14 protein-coding genes and 1 tRNA gene are annotated in these 17,284 nt (G+C 62.3%); 1 reads left to right on the forward strand and 14 read right to left on the reverse strand.

Going from position 1 to position 17,284, the window contains the following annotated elements; translation table 11 throughout:
* Nucleotides 1–13 precede the first annotated feature (13 nt).
* The 6 genes from J9789_RS15250 to J9789_RS15275 form a co-directional block, all read right to left on the reverse strand.
* Complete coding sequence (locus J9789_RS15250) at nucleotides 14–508, reverse strand: V-type ATP synthase subunit K (protein ID WP_209346547.1); 495 nt, start codon at nucleotides 506–508, stop codon at nucleotides 14–16.
* Between the two features lies 1 nt (nucleotide 509).
* The gene (locus J9789_RS15255) at nucleotides 510–2,519 is read right to left on the reverse strand and encodes a V-type ATP synthase subunit I (protein WP_209346548.1); all 2,010 of its coding nucleotides are present in this window, start codon (nucleotides 2,517–2,519) and stop codon (nucleotides 510–512) included.
* Complete coding sequence (locus tag J9789_RS15260; protein WP_245185321.1) at nucleotides 2,519–2,833, reverse strand: hypothetical protein; 315 nt, start codon at nucleotides 2,831–2,833, stop codon at nucleotides 2,519–2,521. Before J9789_RS15260 ends, J9789_RS15255 begins: the two co-directional genes overlap by 1 nt.
* A 326-nt stretch (nucleotides 2,834–3,159) precedes the next feature.
* Nucleotides 3,160–4,974 carry a DEAD/DEAH box helicase gene (locus J9789_RS15265; protein WP_209346549.1) on the reverse strand — a complete coding sequence of 605 codons (1,815 nt, stop codon included), beginning with the start codon at nucleotides 4,972–4,974 and terminating at the stop codon, nucleotides 3,160–3,162.
* A 176-nt stretch (nucleotides 4,975–5,150) separates the two neighbouring features.
* Complete coding sequence (locus J9789_RS15270; RefSeq protein WP_348633706.1) at nucleotides 5,151–5,654, reverse strand: shikimate kinase; 504 nt, start codon at nucleotides 5,652–5,654, stop codon at nucleotides 5,151–5,153.
* Nucleotides 5,655–5,768: 114 nt separating this feature from the next.
* A complete protein-coding gene (locus J9789_RS15275) occupies nucleotides 5,769–7,907 on the reverse strand; it encodes an S-layer homology domain-containing protein (protein WP_209346550.1) in 2,139 nt (712 codons plus the stop codon).
* Nucleotides 7,908–8,173: 266 nt separating this feature from the next.
* On the opposite strand from J9789_RS15275, the gene J9789_RS15280 reads away from it, so the two are divergent.
* Complete coding sequence (locus J9789_RS15280) at nucleotides 8,174–8,512, forward strand: hypothetical protein (RefSeq protein ID WP_209346551.1); 339 nt, start codon at nucleotides 8,174–8,176, stop codon at nucleotides 8,510–8,512.
* Between the two features lie 91 nt (nucleotides 8,513–8,603).
* On the opposite strand, the gene J9789_RS15285 is transcribed toward J9789_RS15280, so the two are convergent.
* The 8 genes from J9789_RS15285 to J9789_RS15320 form a co-directional block, all read right to left on the reverse strand.
* A tRNA-Gly gene (locus J9789_RS15285) sits at nucleotides 8,604–8,679 on the reverse strand.
* A gap of 74 nt (nucleotides 8,680–8,753) precedes the next feature.
* Nucleotides 8,754–9,806, reverse strand: coding sequence for a hypothetical protein (locus tag J9789_RS15290; protein ID WP_348633707.1), 1,053 nt, complete (start codon nucleotides 9,804–9,806; stop codon nucleotides 8,754–8,756).
* Between the two features lie 19 nt (nucleotides 9,807–9,825).
* Entirely contained in the window at nucleotides 9,826–10,416 is a 591-nt protein-coding gene (locus J9789_RS15295) for a lactate utilization protein (RefSeq protein ID WP_209346552.1), read from the reverse strand.
* A gap of 28 nt (nucleotides 10,417–10,444) precedes the next feature.
* Nucleotides 10,445–11,311 (reverse strand): YitT family protein, encoded by an 867-nt coding sequence (locus J9789_RS15300; RefSeq protein WP_209346553.1) that lies wholly within the window; start codon nucleotides 11,309–11,311, stop codon nucleotides 10,445–10,447.
* 27 nt (nucleotides 11,312–11,338) lie between these two features.
* The gene (locus tag J9789_RS15305; RefSeq protein WP_209346554.1) at nucleotides 11,339–13,582 is read right to left on the reverse strand and encodes a DNA topoisomerase (ATP-hydrolyzing) subunit A; all 2,244 of its coding nucleotides are present in this window, start codon (nucleotides 13,580–13,582) and stop codon (nucleotides 11,339–11,341) included.
* A gap of 20 nt (nucleotides 13,583–13,602) precedes the next feature.
* Nucleotides 13,603–14,709 (reverse strand): GGDEF domain-containing protein, encoded by a 1,107-nt coding sequence (locus J9789_RS15310; protein ID WP_209346555.1) that lies wholly within the window; start codon nucleotides 14,707–14,709, stop codon nucleotides 13,603–13,605.
* Between the two features lie 66 nt (nucleotides 14,710–14,775).
* On the reverse strand, nucleotides 14,776–16,767 hold the full coding sequence (locus J9789_RS15315; protein ID WP_209346556.1) for a toprim domain-containing protein: 1,992 nt from the start codon (nucleotides 16,765–16,767) through the stop codon (nucleotides 14,776–14,778).
* 204 nt (nucleotides 16,768–16,971) lie between these two features.
* The coding region (locus J9789_RS15320) for an S-layer homology domain-containing protein (protein WP_209346557.1) at nucleotides 16,972–17,284 on the reverse strand (313 nt) is incomplete at its 5' end.

Genomic DNA, 17,284 nt, shown 5'->3' on the forward strand with positions numbered 1-17,284 from the left:
GTCTACCTCTTGCTTAGAAGCCGAACATGATCATCAGGAAGGAGATGAGCAGGGACAGGATGGCGTAGAACTCAACGATGATACACAGCACCATGCCCTTGGACCAGTCGTTGGGGTTCTTGGCCACGATGCCCACGGAGGCGGCGGCCACGCGGCCCTGGGCGATACCGGAGAGCAGGCCGCCGAGAGCCATGGGCAGGCAGGCGGCCAGAACGATGAGGCCCTGGGCAATGGTGAGCTCGCCCACGGTGCCGCTGAACAGGCCCATCTTCATCAGGGCCAGGAAGCCGATAACCAGGCCGTACAGGCCCTGGGTGCCGGGGATAACCTGAAGGATCATACACTTGGAGAACTGAGAGGGGTCCTCGGCCAGCAGACCGGCGCCGGCCTCACCGGCCAGGCCGGTACCCTTTGCGGAACCAACGCAGGCCAGGCCTGCAGCCAGAGCGGCGCCCAGAAAACCAAAGAACGCGCCAGCGTATTGGGTCAGAAATTCACCGAATGTCATGTTACTGTTCCTCCTTAATGTCGACATACTTTGTCGCAATATTCAGGGGCCGCCAGGGGCGTCCGCCCTCTTTATAGAACTGCTTGAAGAATTCCAGGTATTGCAGACGGGATGTGTGGACGTAGGTGCCGATCACGTTCAGGCCGATGTTGAAGGCGTGGCCGATGATGAAGATCACGAAGAAGATGGGGATGCCGATGGCCGGGGGCAGACCGCCGCCGGGCATGGCGCCCAGAATGTTGAACACCTGGCCGATAACAGAACCGGCCAGCATCATGACCATCAGACGGGAGTAGGAGAGGATGTCTCCAAAGTAGCCCGTCACGCCGTTGTACACCGCGCCGATGATGGCGGTCACCTTGCCAAAGCCCTTGGCGGAGCGGCCCTGGCCCAGCAGCATCAGGCAGCCGATGATGAGCACCACCGGGTAGCCCGCCACGTTGCCGATACCGGCGGCGAAGAGGCCGATGCCGATGAAGATGACCCACCAGGTACCGATGTCCAGGATAGCATCCACCACCTGGCCGTCCCGGCAGAGCATCCAGAACTTCACGATCATACCCACGATGATCTGTACGAAGCCCACCGCCAGTGCGAAGACCAGCACGGTCATGGGGTCGCCCATGACGTTGAGCAGGGGACCGGGCACGCCGGTCACCCCGTCGGGCACCGACAGGAAGGGGATCACCGGCTGGGGCAGGCCCAGCATGTTGGTGAACTGATACAGGAAGTCGGAGAAGAAGCCGCCGGTGAAGAAACCAATGACGGCGGAAGAGATACCGCACATGATCATCAGCCGGATCAGCTGTCCGAAGCCGCCCTTAGGGCGCACCTTCCAGTTGATGAAGGCACAGGCCCCCGCCAGGATCAGGCCGTAGCCCAGATCGGCGAACATGAACCCGAAGAAGAAGATATAGAAGGGGGCCATCAGGCCGTTGGGGTCCACGCCGTCGTAGGCGGGCAAGGAGTACATTTCAGTGATGGTGGTGAGGGGCTCGGTGAACTTGTTGTTCTTCAGCTTCACCGGCACCACCGGGTAGTCCTCCGGCGCCGGGTCCTGGGTCTCCCAGCAGCAGTCATACTTCCCCAGCTGCTCCAGCAGCTTTTTCTCGTCGGGTACGGGCACCCAGCCCTCCAGGAAGAAGGCGGTGCTGCTGTCCAGCAGGCGGCAGCGGGCCTCCTCCCGGGCGATCTCCTGATCGGCCCGGTCCAGGCACTGCTCCAGGGCGCCCTTTTTGGCGGCGTACTCGCCCACCTGGGCGATGGTGGCCTCCAGTTCCTTGGCGGCCTCGGTCAGCTTCTGATCCAGCTGCCGGTCGTTCTCCGCCGCGGTGCCCGTCCAGCCCCGCAGGGCGGAGCGGGAGAAGCCATACTCCTTCAGCACCTCCTGGCACCCCTCCTCGGCACTGCGGTGACAGAGGAACACCAGATACTTCAGTTCGTTGTCGGCCCCCGCCCGCATGAGTTCATACAGGTCGGTGACCGCCCCCAGAGCACCTTCCATAGCGTCCAGATCGGTGGACGCGGCCACCGTACCGAACTGCACCGCCACCTCGGGGGTGGAGGCCGTCTCCAGGGGGATATCCAGCGCCAGCCAGGGAGCCAGCGCCAGCTTTTGGGTTCTCAGCTTGTTTTGCTCGGCATAGAGGGTGGAGATCTTACGCTCCAGAGCCACCAGCTGCCCGGCATCCGCCAGGCCGGTCCGGTAGGCCCCGTCGTCGAAGAGCTCTCCCTCGGTGATCACCGGTCTTGGGGTGAGGAGCCCGCCCTTCTGCTTGGGTCCGTACTTTTTCAGCGTTTTGAGGGCGTTCTCCACGCTGGTACGGGCATCCCTGGCCTCGTTCAGCGCACCGGTGTCCGGCCGCGTCAGACTGGCCCAGTCGGGGTCCCCTGAGCGGTCCCCCGGCTCGTCAATCTCCACACAGCCCAAATGCTGAAGCAGCCGCAGCAGGGACTCACGCTGGTCCCGCATGCCGATGAGCCGCAGCCGCTTCATTTTCACAATGGACATCAGTTCTTCACTACCCTTCTCACGATGCTGGCAGCGGCGTCGGCCAGGCGGCCCTCCGCCTTGGCACGCAAGGCATCGCAGGTTTTCTGGGTCTGAGCGTTTACCTCGGCCGCATGCTTGGCCGCCGTTTCCTCGGCCGCCTTCATGAACTCGCGGGCCTGGGCCTCCGCCTGCGCTCGGGCTTCCGCCAGCCGGGCCTTTCCTGCCCGCTCGGCCTCCGCCACGGTGCGCTTGGCCTCTGCCTGGGCTTCCGCCTTGCGCTGCTTGTGGAGCTGCTCTGCCTCGGTCACCTGCTTGATCGCTTCCAGAGACATACATTCACCGCCTTTCCGCATCTCTTGTCCCTTGGGACAATTTTCCCGATGTTATCTGAATCATACTTCAAATACCCGGTGATTGCAAGTTTAAAATTATAAGTTTAGTTTTTTGTCTGCAATTTTTTCAGGATGAAATATTCGTTTATTTTTTCATATTCTCTCTATGTTATTTACTTAACGATGTTTTTCGTCAAAATTTCTTAAAGCTTTCTCTTTGTTATTTCTTTAACAAAAAAATTTTGTTCATTTTCACCATACCAGCAAGTGTACCAAAAAAGGGCGCGCCGCGGCTGCGGCGCGCCCTTTGGGCTGCTTGTATGAGGTTAGTCGTCGCTGAGGTAGTAGGGCTTCATCAGGCTGGGCTGCTCGGTGGAATCCTTCTGGCCGTTGGTGCGCAGAATGATCTCCGGCGGACGGCCCGACCGGCCCCGGCCGCCCCGCTTTTTGCGCCCGCTCTTGGGGGCAGGAGCGGCGGGCTGAGCCTGCTTCTCCTGGGGCTTGCGCTCCTTCTTGGGGGCCTTCTCCTGAGAAGGCTGCTTCTCCTTCTTAGGCGCTTTCTCCTGGGAGGCCTGCTTGCCCTTGCGGCTCTGCTTGGCCTCCTTGGGGGGCTGCTCCCCCTTGTCCTTCCGGCGGGGCTTCTCGGGCTGCCGGGGCAGCTTCCGGGGGGCCAGCAGCCGGGCGGTGGCGTCCATGATGATATCACTGGCCAGCGGATCGGGCCGGTGGAAATCGCCAAAGGCGGGCTCGAGGGCGGAGGGATGGGCGGGAGCGGTGGCTACCAGAGCCTCCTCCAGAGTGGCGCTGTTGCGCACCCCCCGGCGGGGCTTCTTCTTTTCGGGCTGGGCGGGTGCGGGCTGCTCCGCTGCCTTCTGGGCAGCCTTGGCCTTCTTCTCGGCGGCAGCGGCCTTGTTGGCGGCGTCCCGCTGGCGGCGGCGTTCCTTGGCGGCCGCCCGGGCCTCGGCATCCTCCGGGTTGACAGTACGGCCCTTCTTGTCCTTGGGCAGGGGCTCAAAGACCTCCATGGGCCAGGGATGGTCCTCCACCACCGGGATGTCCTTGCCCAGCAGCTTCTGGATGTCCTTCAGCTCCTGTTTCTCGTTGATGTCGCAGAAGGAGATGGCGGTACCGCCGTGGCCCGCCCGGCCGGTACGGCCGATGCGGTGGACGTAGGTCTCGGGCACGTCGGGCAGGTTGTAGTTGAAGACGTGGCTCAGCTCCTCGATGTCCAGGCCACGGGCGGCGATGTCGGTAGCCACCAGGGCGGTGACCTTGCCGCTCTTGAAGTCGGCCAGGGCCTGCTGCCGGGCGGTCTGGCTCTTGTTGCCGTGGATGGCGGCGGCGGCAATACCCGCCTTCACCAGGTCCCCGGCCACCTTGTTGGCGCCGTGCTTGGTGCGGGTGAACACCAGGGCGTTCTTCACGTCGGGCTCCAGGATCAGGGTGGCCAGCAGCTTGGTCTTGTTGCCCCGGTCCACATAGTACAGCCGCTGGTCAATGACCTCCACCGGAGAGGAGACAGGGTTTACCGCCACTTTCACCGGGTCCACCAGCAGGGAGTCCACCAGCCCCTGGACCTCCGGGGGCATGGTGGCGGAGAAGAAGAGAGTCTGCTTCTTCTTGGGCAGCCAGCCCAGGATACGGCGCACGTCGTGGATAAAGCCCATGTCCAGCATCCGGTCGGCCTCATCCAGCACGAAGACCTCCAGCTTGGACAGGTCCACGAACTTCTGGTTGTACAGGTCGCCCAGGCGGCCGGGGGTGGCCACCAGGATGTCCACGCCCTTCTTCAGCTGCTCCACCTGGGGGTTCTGGCCTACGCCGCCGAAGATGACGGCGGAGCGGATGGGCAGGTGGCGGCTGTAGGCCACGATGTTCTCCTGGATCTGGAGGGCCAGCTCCCGGGTGGGGGTGAGGATGAGGGCACGGATACCCTTTCCCTTGCGGCCGCTGAGCCGCTGGAGGATGGGGGCGGCAAAGGCACAGGTCTTGCCGGTGCCGGTCTGGGCGCAGCCCAGTACATCCCGGCCCGCCAGAGCGGGGGGAATGGCTTTTTCCTGAATGGGGGAGGGGCGTTCATACCCCTGTTCGGCCAGCGCCTTCAGGATGGGCGCGTTCAGGCCGAGGTCCTGGAATGTCATGCGGTTCGTTCCTTTCGTCTTACATGCCCCTTCCGCGCCGGGGGCACCAAAAATAATCCTGCCGCGCGGAGGCAGAAAAAACACGACGAAGCCCGCCGGCCAGCCGGCGGGCATTTCATCCGTGATATTTCGCTATCCTATAGTATATCATTATTTCAGAAAAATACAAGGGGCGGTCAGCCCAGCCGGGCCACCACAGCCGCCACCGTCTGCTCCAGGGTGTTGCCCCCGGTCACGTCCACCGTCAGGTCGGCGTACTTGCGGTAGAGAGGCTCCCGGACAGCGTACACGTCGGCCAGTGTCTGTCCGGGCTCCATGGCAATACCCCGGGTAGTGATGTTGCGGATGCGCCGCTCCAGCTCCTCCAGGGGCACGTGGAGGTACACCACCAGCCCCAGGTCCTTCAGATGGCGGGCGGCCTCCTCCCGGCAAACGGCGCTGCCGCCGGGGGCAATGACGGTACCGGTGCAGTCCAGGTCCCGGATGACGGCCTCCTCCACGTCCAGGAAGCCCTCCACGCCCCTCTGGTCCAGGATGTCCTGGAGGAGCGCGCCCTCCCGCTGCTGGATGAGCAGATCGGCGTCCAGAAAGCGATAGCCCAGAGTCTTGGCCAGCAGCACCCCCACGGTGCTCTTGCCCGAGCCCGGCATTCCGATCAGCGTGATATTCTTCCTCTCCACAGCGGCAGGTCCCCTCTCGAAAAAACTTTTTGGTTCAGTATACCAGACCGGACCCCGCCGCGCAAGAAAAACCTGCCCCCGCGCAGCTTGCGCGGGGGCAGGTTTTCAACCATGTTATCGGTCCATCAGCTGATAGAGCATGACCACCGCCTCCAGCCGGGTGGCGGTGCGGTTGGGGAGGAAGCGGCCCGCGGCGTCCCCCTGGACCATGCCCAGGCCCTGGGCGATGGCGGCGTAGCCGTAGTACCCCTCCGGGATGTCTCCCCGGTCGGTAAAGGTACACTGGAAGATGCCGGGGATAACAGCGGCATTGCCGTAGCCACCCCAGTCCAGCAGCACCTTTGTCAGCTCGGCCCGGGTCACCGGCTTGTCGTCCTGCCGCTGGCTGCGGGTGATGAGGCCCATGGACACCGCCTGGTCATACACCTGGTCAGCGGCGTCCTCCTGGCTCAGGTCGGCCAGATAGCCCCGGGTACTCACCATCAGGGCCATCAGGTCCAGCTGGGTCAGTTCCTTGCCCGGCTCCAGCTTGCCGCCCAGCCAGCCGATGCCGTAGGAGGCCAGGGTCTCGGCCTGGGTCTTGCCCCAGCTGCCCGCCAGATCGGAGTAGGTGGGCCGGTCGGTATGGGTGCTCACCGGCTTCACGGGCTGGCCGGTCTTGGCGTCGATACCCAGCAGGGACTGATCCCGCTCCAGGGTGCAGCCCAGCTCCAGGCCCATCAGGTAGGTGTAGCCCCGGGCGATGAGGTCCTGATACTGGCTGCCGTAGCGGTCCAGTCGACGGGGCACGGCGGTGTAGCCAGGGGTCACCGTATAGGTGGCAAACCAGGCGTCCAGAGCGGCCTGCTCCGTAATCACCCCGGCGGGGTCGTCAAAGGTAGGGGCGCTGTCAAAGCTGCGGGACAGCCGCAGGATGGTGCCGTCGGCGCTGTCCACCCCCACGGTAATGGAGTTGGTGGGGTAGAAGTAGCCGTTGACCTTCTGGGCGAAGGTGAAGACGTGGACCCGATCGCCCTCCCCGGCGGGGGTGCTCTCATACAGGGCACAGCACTTCCACTGCTCCCCCCACAGGGATGCCAGGAAATCCTCCGCCGTCTTCTGGGCGGTCTGCTGGCTGACAGCGGGGGTATAATCCTCCTCCGTCCAGGCGTAGCCCGAGGCGCTCAGCAGGGCCCCGGTCTTGCCGTCCAGGGTGATGGTGCGGCTGGAGCTTCCCTCCTGGTCCCGGGTGTAGCGCAGGGTGGCTTTTACTTCGCCGCTCTCCCGGTTCAGCTGATAGGAGCAGCTGTACAGGGTCCAGCTATCCAGCTTCAGCGCGGCAAAGGTGCGGGCCTTCTTGTCCAGGTCCTCCTTGGACCACACCCCGGCCATCTGGGCAATGCCCTCCTGCTCCACGTCGGTGAGGGAGTTGCTGCCGTCCCCGCTCTCAGCGCCGCCGGAAGCCGCGTTGTCCCCTTCGCCCTTCTCCAGCTCCTGATACAGCTGGGTCAGGTTGACCAGCTCCCCGGTGGCGGCGTCCACATAGTAGTTGTCGCCGTACACCGGCACATAGCGCAGCACCGCCCGGCCGGGATCGCTCTCATCGGGCACATATTCCAGCTTCAGCTTCAAGGTGCCCTTCAGCAGGGAGGAGGCCTTGTCCGCCATGTCGCCATAGGGGGCGGGGTCGATGGGCTCGTTCAGATAGGTCTGGTACAGGTCGTCCCGCTGGTAGCCCACCACGGTACCGTCCCGGGTGTCCACCTCCACCCACACGCCGATGGGGGAGGGCAGGCCGTAGAGCAGCAGCTGAGCCTGGAAGCCGTAGGTTCTGGCCCCCACCTGGCCATTCTCCTCCTGGGCCGTCAGCTTGACGCTCTCCGGGGCGTGGAGCACCTGGTCGGCAAAGGCCTGGGCATAGGGCAGGGCCTCCGCCCGGCTCAGGGTGGGGAAGGCGGTGGTGCTGTCGCTGTCCGTGGGGTAGGCGTAGCTCTCCTCCCGCCGCAGGTCGTAGGAGTAGATGGTGCCGTCCTCACCGGCCTCCACCCGGAGGGTCTCCCCCTCCTTCTCCCAGTTCAGGGTCCAGTACGTGTTAAACTCGTTTTCTGTGAGGTCGCCGTAGAATTTGGTGTAGGAGTCTCCGATGTTCAGCTGCTCCTTCACCGCCTGGGTCACCTGGGTCATCCGTTGGTCCGTGGGATCGGCAGCCGCCGCAGGCAGGGCCAGAGCCACCGCCAGCACCGCCGCCAGCAGGGCGCGCGCAGTCCGTTTCATAGGGTTTCCTCCTTTGCACAAATCTTCCTACTCGGTTAGACGAAGGGAAAACCAAAAGGTTTCCATGAAAAAGAAAAAATTCCGCTTGCTTTTCTCGAACATATGTTGTATACTCAACTCGAACGAAAGTTCTAGAACAATAACCGGGAACTTTTTGCCCCTCTGCTCCGTCAGAAGGACAACCTGATCCTTGGATAGTACGTTTTATGGGACAATGGACCCGCTATACTGGGGTCAAACGCCGGAACAACAGGAGGGACAGCGGTATGGAGACCATGTTTATCAATCTGGACGCCAGACGGGTGACCATCAGCGGGTGTGAGATGGATCAGAAGGCCTGCGTAGGCCAGGAGACGGTGTGCTATACCGTTCTGCCCCGGCGGAAGGAGCCGGTGCGCACCACCGGGAAGGTGCTGGACTTTGAGGCCTGCCGCCGGGCCCTGGAGGAGACCCCGGAGGAGGCGCCCCGTATGGAACGCCCCGCCCCGGCGGAAGAGGAGGCCCCCCGCCGCCGGCTGGACCTGGTGCTGGCCGCGGACATCGCCGCGTCGGTAGGCGTGCTGCTCCTGGTGGCCGCCGTGGCGGTGCGCTTTTTCCTGGGATAAGAAAAAAAGCAGGACATCCATGGATGTCCTGCTTTTCTTGCAGAAGAGAAAAAAGAAACAGCACTCCATTTGGAGTGCTGTTTCTTTTTTCTGGAGCAGGTGACGAGGCTCGAACTCGCTACCTCCACCTTGGCAAGGTGGCGCTCTACCAGATGAGCTACACCTGCAAGCGACGGATGTCATTATAGCAATCCATGCCGCTAATGTCAAGGGTAATTTTCGATTTTTTTATTTTTTCTTTTCAGGCCTCCTGGCCCTCCCACTGATAGCCCATCTCGGTCATCTGAGCGGCGGTATAGGTCCGGTTGGTGCTGCGGCTCAGATCCACCCACACGGTGGCTCCGTTGCGCACCACCTGGTTGAAGAACCGGGGTTCCCCCTGGAAGGTGCCCTCCACGATGTCGCTCTCCAGCCGCAAGCCGTCGCACAGCAGCTGGAAGGCCAGGGCCAAACCCTCGTGGTTGGCCCCCTTGCCCACCAGGGCGTCCCAGGCGGTGGCGCCCCCCTGGGCGCTCACCTTCACCGCGCCGGGCAGGGCCTCCATCAGCAGGTCCAGCCGGCGGGTCTCGATCTGATAGCGGATGGGGGAGAGGATGGTCTCCGCCTTCTCCTGAAGCTCCTGGCTCTGGCGCTTGAGGGCGGCGGACTCCTGGGGATAGTCCAGCAGGATCTCCACGATGCGCTGGGTGCCGGTCTCCGGGTAGAGGGTGACGGTACACTCGGGCATGCCCAGAGCCGCGGCAGGGGTGTCGTAATAGGCCTGACGCACCTGTTCCTTCACCGTGTCGGCGTCGCCGGTGAAGTAGCCAACCCGCAGGGCCAGCTCGGTCTTAAAGGAGGACAGAGCCTGGGCCGCCTCCTCCCGGATGGCGCTGGTGCCGGTGATGTTCACCAGGGAGCTGATCTGGTCCAGGGTGCGCTTGTAGGAGATGGTGATGGTGGCCTCATAGGTGGTGAGGATGGTGGTGTAGTCGTTCTTGATGAAGTCCACGGCGTAGGCCCCCAGGGGGTCGTCCTTGGCCACTTCCAGGCAGGCCCGGTTCAGGTCCTCCTCCACGTCGCCGTTGTAGTCGGTGAGCTGGATGACTCCCTCCTCCATGCCCTGGGTGACGAAAAAGAGCACGCCGTTGACTAGTTCGGAGTAGGTGCTGGCCTTGACGGTGGAGGAGTCCTCCCCCAGCACCGGCTGCTCGGTATGGGGCTCCACCACGGTGTAGGAGGAGCCGCTCAGAGAGACGCAGCCCGACAAAAGCAGGCTCAGGCACAGCGCCAGGGCCGGTATCCGCTTGTTCACAGGCTGCCCCTCCTTTCTCTTAAAAGCCCAGGTCCTCGTCCACCAGTACGATCTCGGTGCGGCCGATGCCGCTGGAGGCCTCCCACAGCACCAGCATGCCCCGGCACAGCCGCTCGGGACTGCTGCAGTCGTAGCACTTGTCCCCCTTGACGGCGCAGGGGGTCTTCCGCTGGAGGCGGATGGCGTTCTTGGGGGAGGCCACGTTGCGGGCCCGCCATACCGCCCCGTCATAGTCGGGGGCCAGCTTGTTGCGGCCCACCACGAAGTAGACCTCCTCATGGCCGAAGACGGTAGAGGCAATGCGGTTGCCCACCCCGTCGATGTTGACGATCTCACCGGTCTCCGCCAGGCCGTTCACCGAGGACAGGTAGACCTGGGTAAAGGCGGCATCCTCCTTGCGGCTGCCCTCCCAGTGGGAAACCACGGTGTTGTGGGTCTTGAGCGGGTCAAAGAGCCCCATCTCCCGGATGCTCACCGAGCCGCCCACACCGATGGTCTTGCCGTCCAGCTTGCCGTCCAGATAGTCCACGGCCTCCGCCGCGGTGGCAAAGCAGGTGACCGCATAGCCGCGCTTCTCCAGATTGGCCTTTACCTTGGTGAAATCCGTCATAGAAACCATCCTTTCTCTGTGGAGGCGATCAGATGTCGTTCTTGTTGTAGGTGCGGAAGCCCTCGCCCAGTACGTCGTGGGCGTCGCACACGATGAGGAAGGCCCGGGGATCGATCTCGTTGACCTTCTCCTTCAGGGGCACGATCTCCTTCTGCTTGAAGGCCACCATCAGCACCTTCTTCTCGTCGCCGGAGTAGGCGCCCTCGCCGTGGAGGATGGTGGCGCCCCGGTCCATGGCAATCACCGCGTCGGTGATCTCCTTGCAGCGGTCACTGATGATATAGGCCACCTTGGAGCTGTCCAGGCCGTAGAGCACGGTGTCCATCACCTTGGTGGTGATATAGAGGGACACAATGCCGTACAGGGCGGTCTCCACCTTGCCAAAGGCCATGGCGGCCAGGGCGATGACGATGAAGTCGGGGATGAGCACCAGGGTGCCCATGGGCAGCCAGGCAAACTTCAGCTTGAGCAGCCGGGCGATGAGGTCGGTACCGCCGGTGGTGGCGCCCTTGGAGAACACCAGGCCGATGCCCAGACCCAGCAGGGCTCCGCCGAAGATGGAGGCCAGCATGGTATCCATGGGCGGGAACTGGTAGATCATGTTCATCACGTCGATGGCAAAGGAGCTGAAGGTCATGGCGTACAGGGAGGACACCAGCAGGTGGCCGCCGATATACTTCCAGCCCAGGAAGAACAGGGGGACGTTCATCACAAAGACGGTGGTGCCCACCGGCAGGACGGGGATGATGGCGTTGAGCACCTGGCCCAGGCCGGTGAGGCCGCCCATGGCCACCAGGTTGGGGGCGTAGAAGATGTTATAGGCCAAGGCATAGAGCAGGGAACCCAGCGTGATGATGGCATAGCTCTTCACGTAATAGCTTACAGTGTGTTTCAAGGATAATTCCTCATTTCTCTCGCAGAATCACAGCAGGCTGATCTGTTCTTCGCCCCGGTCCTCCTCCTTCAGCAGGGCGCCTGCCACCGGCAGGGACCGTGCCCGGTACCGGGCGGCGTTGACGATGGTGGTGTCCGCCAGGGGGCGGGCGCTCTCCACCTTCCACTTGGGCTTGAGGGTCATGACGTTGACGCCCTGGGTGGAGCGGGTGGTCTTGGGGGTGAGGGCGGCGGTGTGGAACACCAGGCAGCGGCCCTCGGTGGAGGTGACGGCCACCTCCAGGTCCTCCTTGATGTGGAGGGCGGCGGCCAGGGGAGACTTGTCGGAGTAGGCGCCGGTGAGCTTCTTCCGCTTGGTCTGGGTCTGGTAGGCGGCCACCTCCACCCGGGCCACCTTGCCGTTCTCAAAGAAGAAGAGGATATGGCCGGAGTAGTCGCTGGTGAGGCAAGCCCACACGAAGCTCTCGCCGGGGTCCATGCCCAGCTTGGTGGGCAAAAAGTCGCCCAGCACGCTGGCCTTGGCGTCGTCGAACTCGCTGAGGGGGGCCTTGTAGCACTGCTGCTTGTCGGTGAACACCAGCAGCATGTCCCGGTTGCTGCCCTCCCAGTACAGGTAGGGGCCGTCCCCCTCCTTGTACTTCTGCTCGCTGCTCATGCGGAGGGACTGGGGGGTGATCTTCTTGAAGTAGCCCTCCTTGGAGCAGAAGACGTGGACGGCGTAGTCGGGGGTCTCGTCCTCCTCCTCCAGAGCGCCGGCGGCCTGATAGTCGTAGATGATCTCGGTGCGCCGAGGGGCGGCAAACTTCTTCTTCACCGCCGAGAGTTCCTGGGAAATGATCTTCTTGATGCGGCCGGGGTTGTTGACGATGTCCTGGAGGTCGGCGATCTCCTCCTCCAGTCCGGCCACCTCCTCAATGCGCTTGAGGATGTATTCCTTGTTGATGTTGCGAAGCTTGATGTCGGCTACATATTCCGCCTGGATGTTGTCGATGCCGAAGCCGATCATCAGGTTGGGCACCACCTCGGCGTCCTCTTCGGTCTCCCGGATGATCTTGATGGCCCGGTCGATGTCCAGCAGGATCTTTTTCAGGCCCTTCAGCAGGTGGAGCTTCTCCTGCTTCTTCTTCATCACGTGGTAGGTGCGGCGGCGCACGCCGTCCATCCGCCAGGCGGTCCACTCCTCCAGAATGGCGCCCACGCCCATGACCCGGGGCATACCAGCGATGAGGATGTTGAAGTTGCAGGAGCAGGCGTCCTGGAGGGTGGTGGACTTGAACAGCTTGGCCATCAGCTTGTCCGGGTCGGTGCCACGCTTGAGATCGATGGTGATTTTCAGGCCGTTCAGGTCGGTCTCATCCCGCATGTCGGCGATCTCTTTGATCTTGCCCGCCTTGATGAGCTCGGCCACCTTGTCCATGATGGCCTCCACCGTGGTGGTGTAGGGGATCTCGTACACCTCGATGAGGTTCTCGCTCTTGAGGTAGCGCCACCGGGCCCGCACCTGGAAGGAGCCGCGGCCGGTGTCGTAAATCTGCTTTAAGGCGGCCTCGTCGTACAGCAGCTCGCCGCCGGTGGGGAAGTCGGGGGCCTTCAGATACTCCATCAGGTTGACGTTGGGGTTCTTGAGGAAGGCCGCCGTGGCGTCACACACCTCTCCCAGGTTGAAGCCGCACAGGTTGGAGGCCATGCCCACGGCGATGCCCTGGTTGGCGCTCACCAGTACGTTGGGGAAGGTGGTGGGCAGCAGGGTGGGCTCCTTCATGGAGCCGTCGTAGTTATCTACAAAGTCCACCGTGTCCTGGTCGATGTCCCGGAAGAGCTCGGCGCAGATGGGGTCCAGCCGCACCTCGGTGTAACGGCTGGCGGCCCAGGCCATGTCCCGGGAGTACACCTTACCGAAGTTGCCCTTGGAGTCCACCAGGGGGTGGAGCAGAGCGCCGTAGCCCCGGGAAAGACGCACCATGGTGTCGTAGATGGCGGCGTCGCCGTGGGGGTTGAGCTTCATGGTCTGGCCCACCACGTTGGCGCTCTTGGTGCGGTTGCCCCCCAGCAGATGCATCTGGTACATGGTGTACAGCAGCTTGCGGTGGGAGGGCTTGAAGCCGTCGATCTCCGGGATGGCCCGGGAGACGATGACGCTCATGGCGTAGGGCATGTAGTTGAGCTCCAGGGTCTCGGTGATGGGCTGCTCCAGCACCTCGGGCCGCAGGCCCATCACGTTGGGGTTATTGACCTTTTTCGCCCCCTCCTCGGGGGTTCTTTTCTTAGCCATGGTATCAATCCTTTGTTCGTCTAAACGGTGTTTTTCGCAGCCCGGCTGTCTGTTTTGGCCCGGTACATCCGGCTGTCCGCCACGCCAAGCAGCTCATCCAGCGCCCCGGCGTCGGCAGGGAAAGCGGCAGCGCCGCAGCTGAAGCCCAGGAAGGGGACCGCTGAATTGGCGGAAGGAACGGAGAAGCCCCGGATCTCCTCCAGCATGGCCTCGGCGCCCGGCTCTCCTTCCCACAAAAAGACAAATTCATCCCCCGCGATGCGGTAAAGGGTGCCCTGGTGGGAGAACTGCCCGGTAAACGCCCGGGCAAACCGTCGGAGATAGTCGTCTCCGGCCACATGGCCGTAGGTATCGTTGATGGATTTGAAGCGGTCCAGGTCGATAAAGGCGATGGCAAAGGGGCGTCCTCCGCTCACCAGCAGCTCCGCCTGTTCAAAAAAGGCCCTGCGGTTGTTCAGGCCGGTCAGCGCATCGGTGAGCGATTCCTGTTTGGTTTGGACCGCGTGCCGCCGGGCATGGGTCAGGCCGTAGAGAGCCTGGTACATCAGGGTGGTATTGACCGCCAATGTGCAGATCAGGGCCAGCTTTGCCGCCAGAGAATCCTCTTTCAGCAGCACCCAGTTTGCGCAAAAGGTCACCGCACAGGTGGATGCGCTGAGGCAAAAGAACATATTGCCCTTATTGGGCTGGTCATGGACGATGACATAGAGCAGTCTTTCGTGCAGCAGCCGCAGAAAAAATCGCAGAGTCAGCAGATACACCACCGTCTGGATGATCAGCATGGCGATCATCTCCGCAGCTTCCGGAAAGAACTGGCCCAGATATTTGGAGAAGAGGTAGATCAGCATGGTGTAGGACCAGGACAGACACATCACCGACAGGGTGGTCTTGATGCCGTACCGGTAGAGGAAAAACAGCGGAATCAGGTAGAAGAAGCCGAGAAACACAAAAAAGCCCTCTCCGTATCCCGGCAGCGCAGCAAGGGTGACAGAACTGATCCCCACCAGCAGCAAAGTGAACCCCGCCATGACGGGTACCACGATTTTGGCAGAGGCCTTGCGTTCCAAGCAGATGTGGCTGATATACAAATTGACGCACAGCATTTCTAAAATCGTAAAAGCGGACAAATATTGTATGGGGTTCACCTCCCAGTGGTGCAAAGAAAGGCCGGTGTCCCACCCAGCAGGCACTTCTTACGAGATATCCGCCAGCTCTAAATATTTATATCCATTTTCCGCAATGTGGTCCTTGCGGCCCTGGAGGTTGTCTCCCAGCAGCAGGTCGAAGACCCGGGCGGTGTTCTCCACATCCTCGGGCATGACCTTGATGAGCCGCCGGGTCTCCGGGTTCATGGTGGTGAGCCACATCATGTCGGGCTCGTTCTCGCCCAGACCTTTGGAGCGGTTGATGGAGCACTTCTTGCCCGCCAGCTCGCCGTTGACAATTTCATTCTTCTCGGCGTCGGAGTAGGCAAACCAGGTCTTTTCCTTATAGTTGATCTCGTACAGGGGGGATTCCGCGATATACACATAGCCCCGCTGAATCAGGGTGGGGGTGAGGCGGTAGAGCATGGTGAGGATCAGGGTACGGATCTGGAAGCCGTCCACATCGGCATCGGTACAGATGACGATCTTGTTCCACCGCAGGTTCATGAGGTCGAAGGCGGCCAGGTCCTTGGCGTGCTTGTCGTGGACCTCCACGCCGCAGCCCAGCACCTTCAGAAGATCGGTGATGATCTCGCTTTTGAAGATCTTGGCGTAGTCGGCCTTGAGACAGTTCAAAATCTTGCCCCGGACGGGCATGATGCCCTGGAACTCCGCGTCCCGGCTCAGCTTGACGCTGCCCAGAGCCGAGTCGCCCTCCACGATATAGAGCTCCCGGCGGGTAGTATCCTTGGTGCGGCAGTCCACAAACTTCTGCACCCGGTTGGAGATATCCACGTTGCCGGACAGCTTCTTCTTGATGTTCAGCCGGGTGCGCTCGGCGTTCTCCCGGGAACGCTTGTTGATGAGCACCTGCTCGGCGATCTTGGCGGCGTCGAAGGGGTTTTCGATGAAGTAGACCTCCAGCTGGGAGCGGAGGAACTCGGTCATGGCCTCCTGGACAAACTTGTTGGTGATGGCCTTCTTGGTCTGGTTCTCGTAGGAGGTCTGGGTGGAGAAGTTGTTGCTCACCAGCACCAGGCAGTCCTCCACGTCGGCCCAGGTCAGCTTGCTCTCGTTCTTCTGGTACTTGCCCTGGGCCTTCAAATAGGCGTCGATGCCGTTGACGAAGGCGGACTTCACCGCCTTCTCCGGGGAGCCGCCGTGCTCCAGCCAGGAGGAGTTGTGGTAGTACTCAATGACCTGCACCGTGTTGGAGAAGCAGAAGGAGACCGACAGCTTTACCTTGTACTCGTCCTTGTCCGCCCGGTCCCGGCCCTTCCGCTCGGTCTGCCAGAACACCGGCTGGGTCAGGGGATTGTCCCCCGCCAGCTCCTTCACATAGTCCTCGATGCCGTTTTCGTACTTGAAGTCGGTGGTCTCAAACTTGCCCCCCACCTGGTTGCGGAATCGGAAGGTGATGCCGGCGTTGACCACCGCCTGCCGCTTGAGCACGTCCAGGTAGTACTCCACCGGGATGTCGATGTCGGTGAACACGTCCAGGTCGGGCAGCCAGCGGAACTTGGAGCCGGTCTTCTTGCCGGTGTAAGGCTCCTTCTTCAGGCCGCCCACATTCTCGCCCTTCTCAAAGTGAAGGGTGTACTCAAAGCCGTCCCGGTGGATCACCGCGTCAAAGTAGCGGCTGGCATACTGGGTGGCGCAGGAGCCCAGACCGTTGAGGCCCAGGGAGTACTCGTAGTTGTCGCCGGAGTTGTTGTTGTACTTGCCGCCGGCGTACAGCTCGCAGAATACCAGCTCCCAGTTGTACTTCTGCTCCTTCTCGTTCCAGTCCACCGGGCAGCCCCGGCCGAAGTCCTCCACCTCGATGGACTTGTCCTCATACCGGGTGACGGTGATGAGGTTGCCGTGGCCCTCCCGGGCCTCGTCGATGGCGTTGGACAGGATCTCAAACACCGCGTGCTCGCAGCCCTCCAGCCCGTCGGAGCCGAAGATGACGGCCGGGCGCTTGCGGACCCGATCCGCCCCCTTCAGGGAGGAAATGGAGTCATTGCCGTAACTTTTGGGGGAAGAACTTCTTGCCATGGGCCTCTCCTCATATCGTAAAACTGCCGACCTCCGAAGAAGTCGGCGCGAAATGTGCGCATACGGTATTATATTACCCCATCCGCGCCTAAAGTGTCAAGAAAACGGAACCGCACACCTTTCCGTCCGAAGCAAATTGCCGCGCCGGTAGCAGTACCGGCGCGGCAATGGCAGGCCTGGATCAGGCCCCTGGGACAATGGGATTTAGTTCTCGATAAACCGCATGAGAATGGTGGCAACCTCGGCGCGGGTGGCGGTGCCCTGGGGATTCAGAGCGCCGGCGCCGTTGCCGGTGATGACGCCGTTCTCCACGGCCCAGATCATGGCGTTCACCGCCCAGTCGCTGACAGAGGCGCTGTCGGGGTAGTCCGCCAGATCACCTTCCACCACAGGGCTGCCGGCGTAACGCCACAGCATGGTGACCAGCTGCTCACGGGTCAGGTTGGCCTCCAGGTTGGTGCCGTCGGACACGCCCTCGGCGATAGCCCACACAGCGCCAGCCTCATACCAGGTGGAG

The sequence above is a fragment of the Flavonifractor sp. AGMB03687 genome (genome assembly GCF_017811815.1).
Classification (GTDB): Bacteria; Bacillota; Clostridia; order Oscillospirales; family Oscillospiraceae; genus Flavonifractor.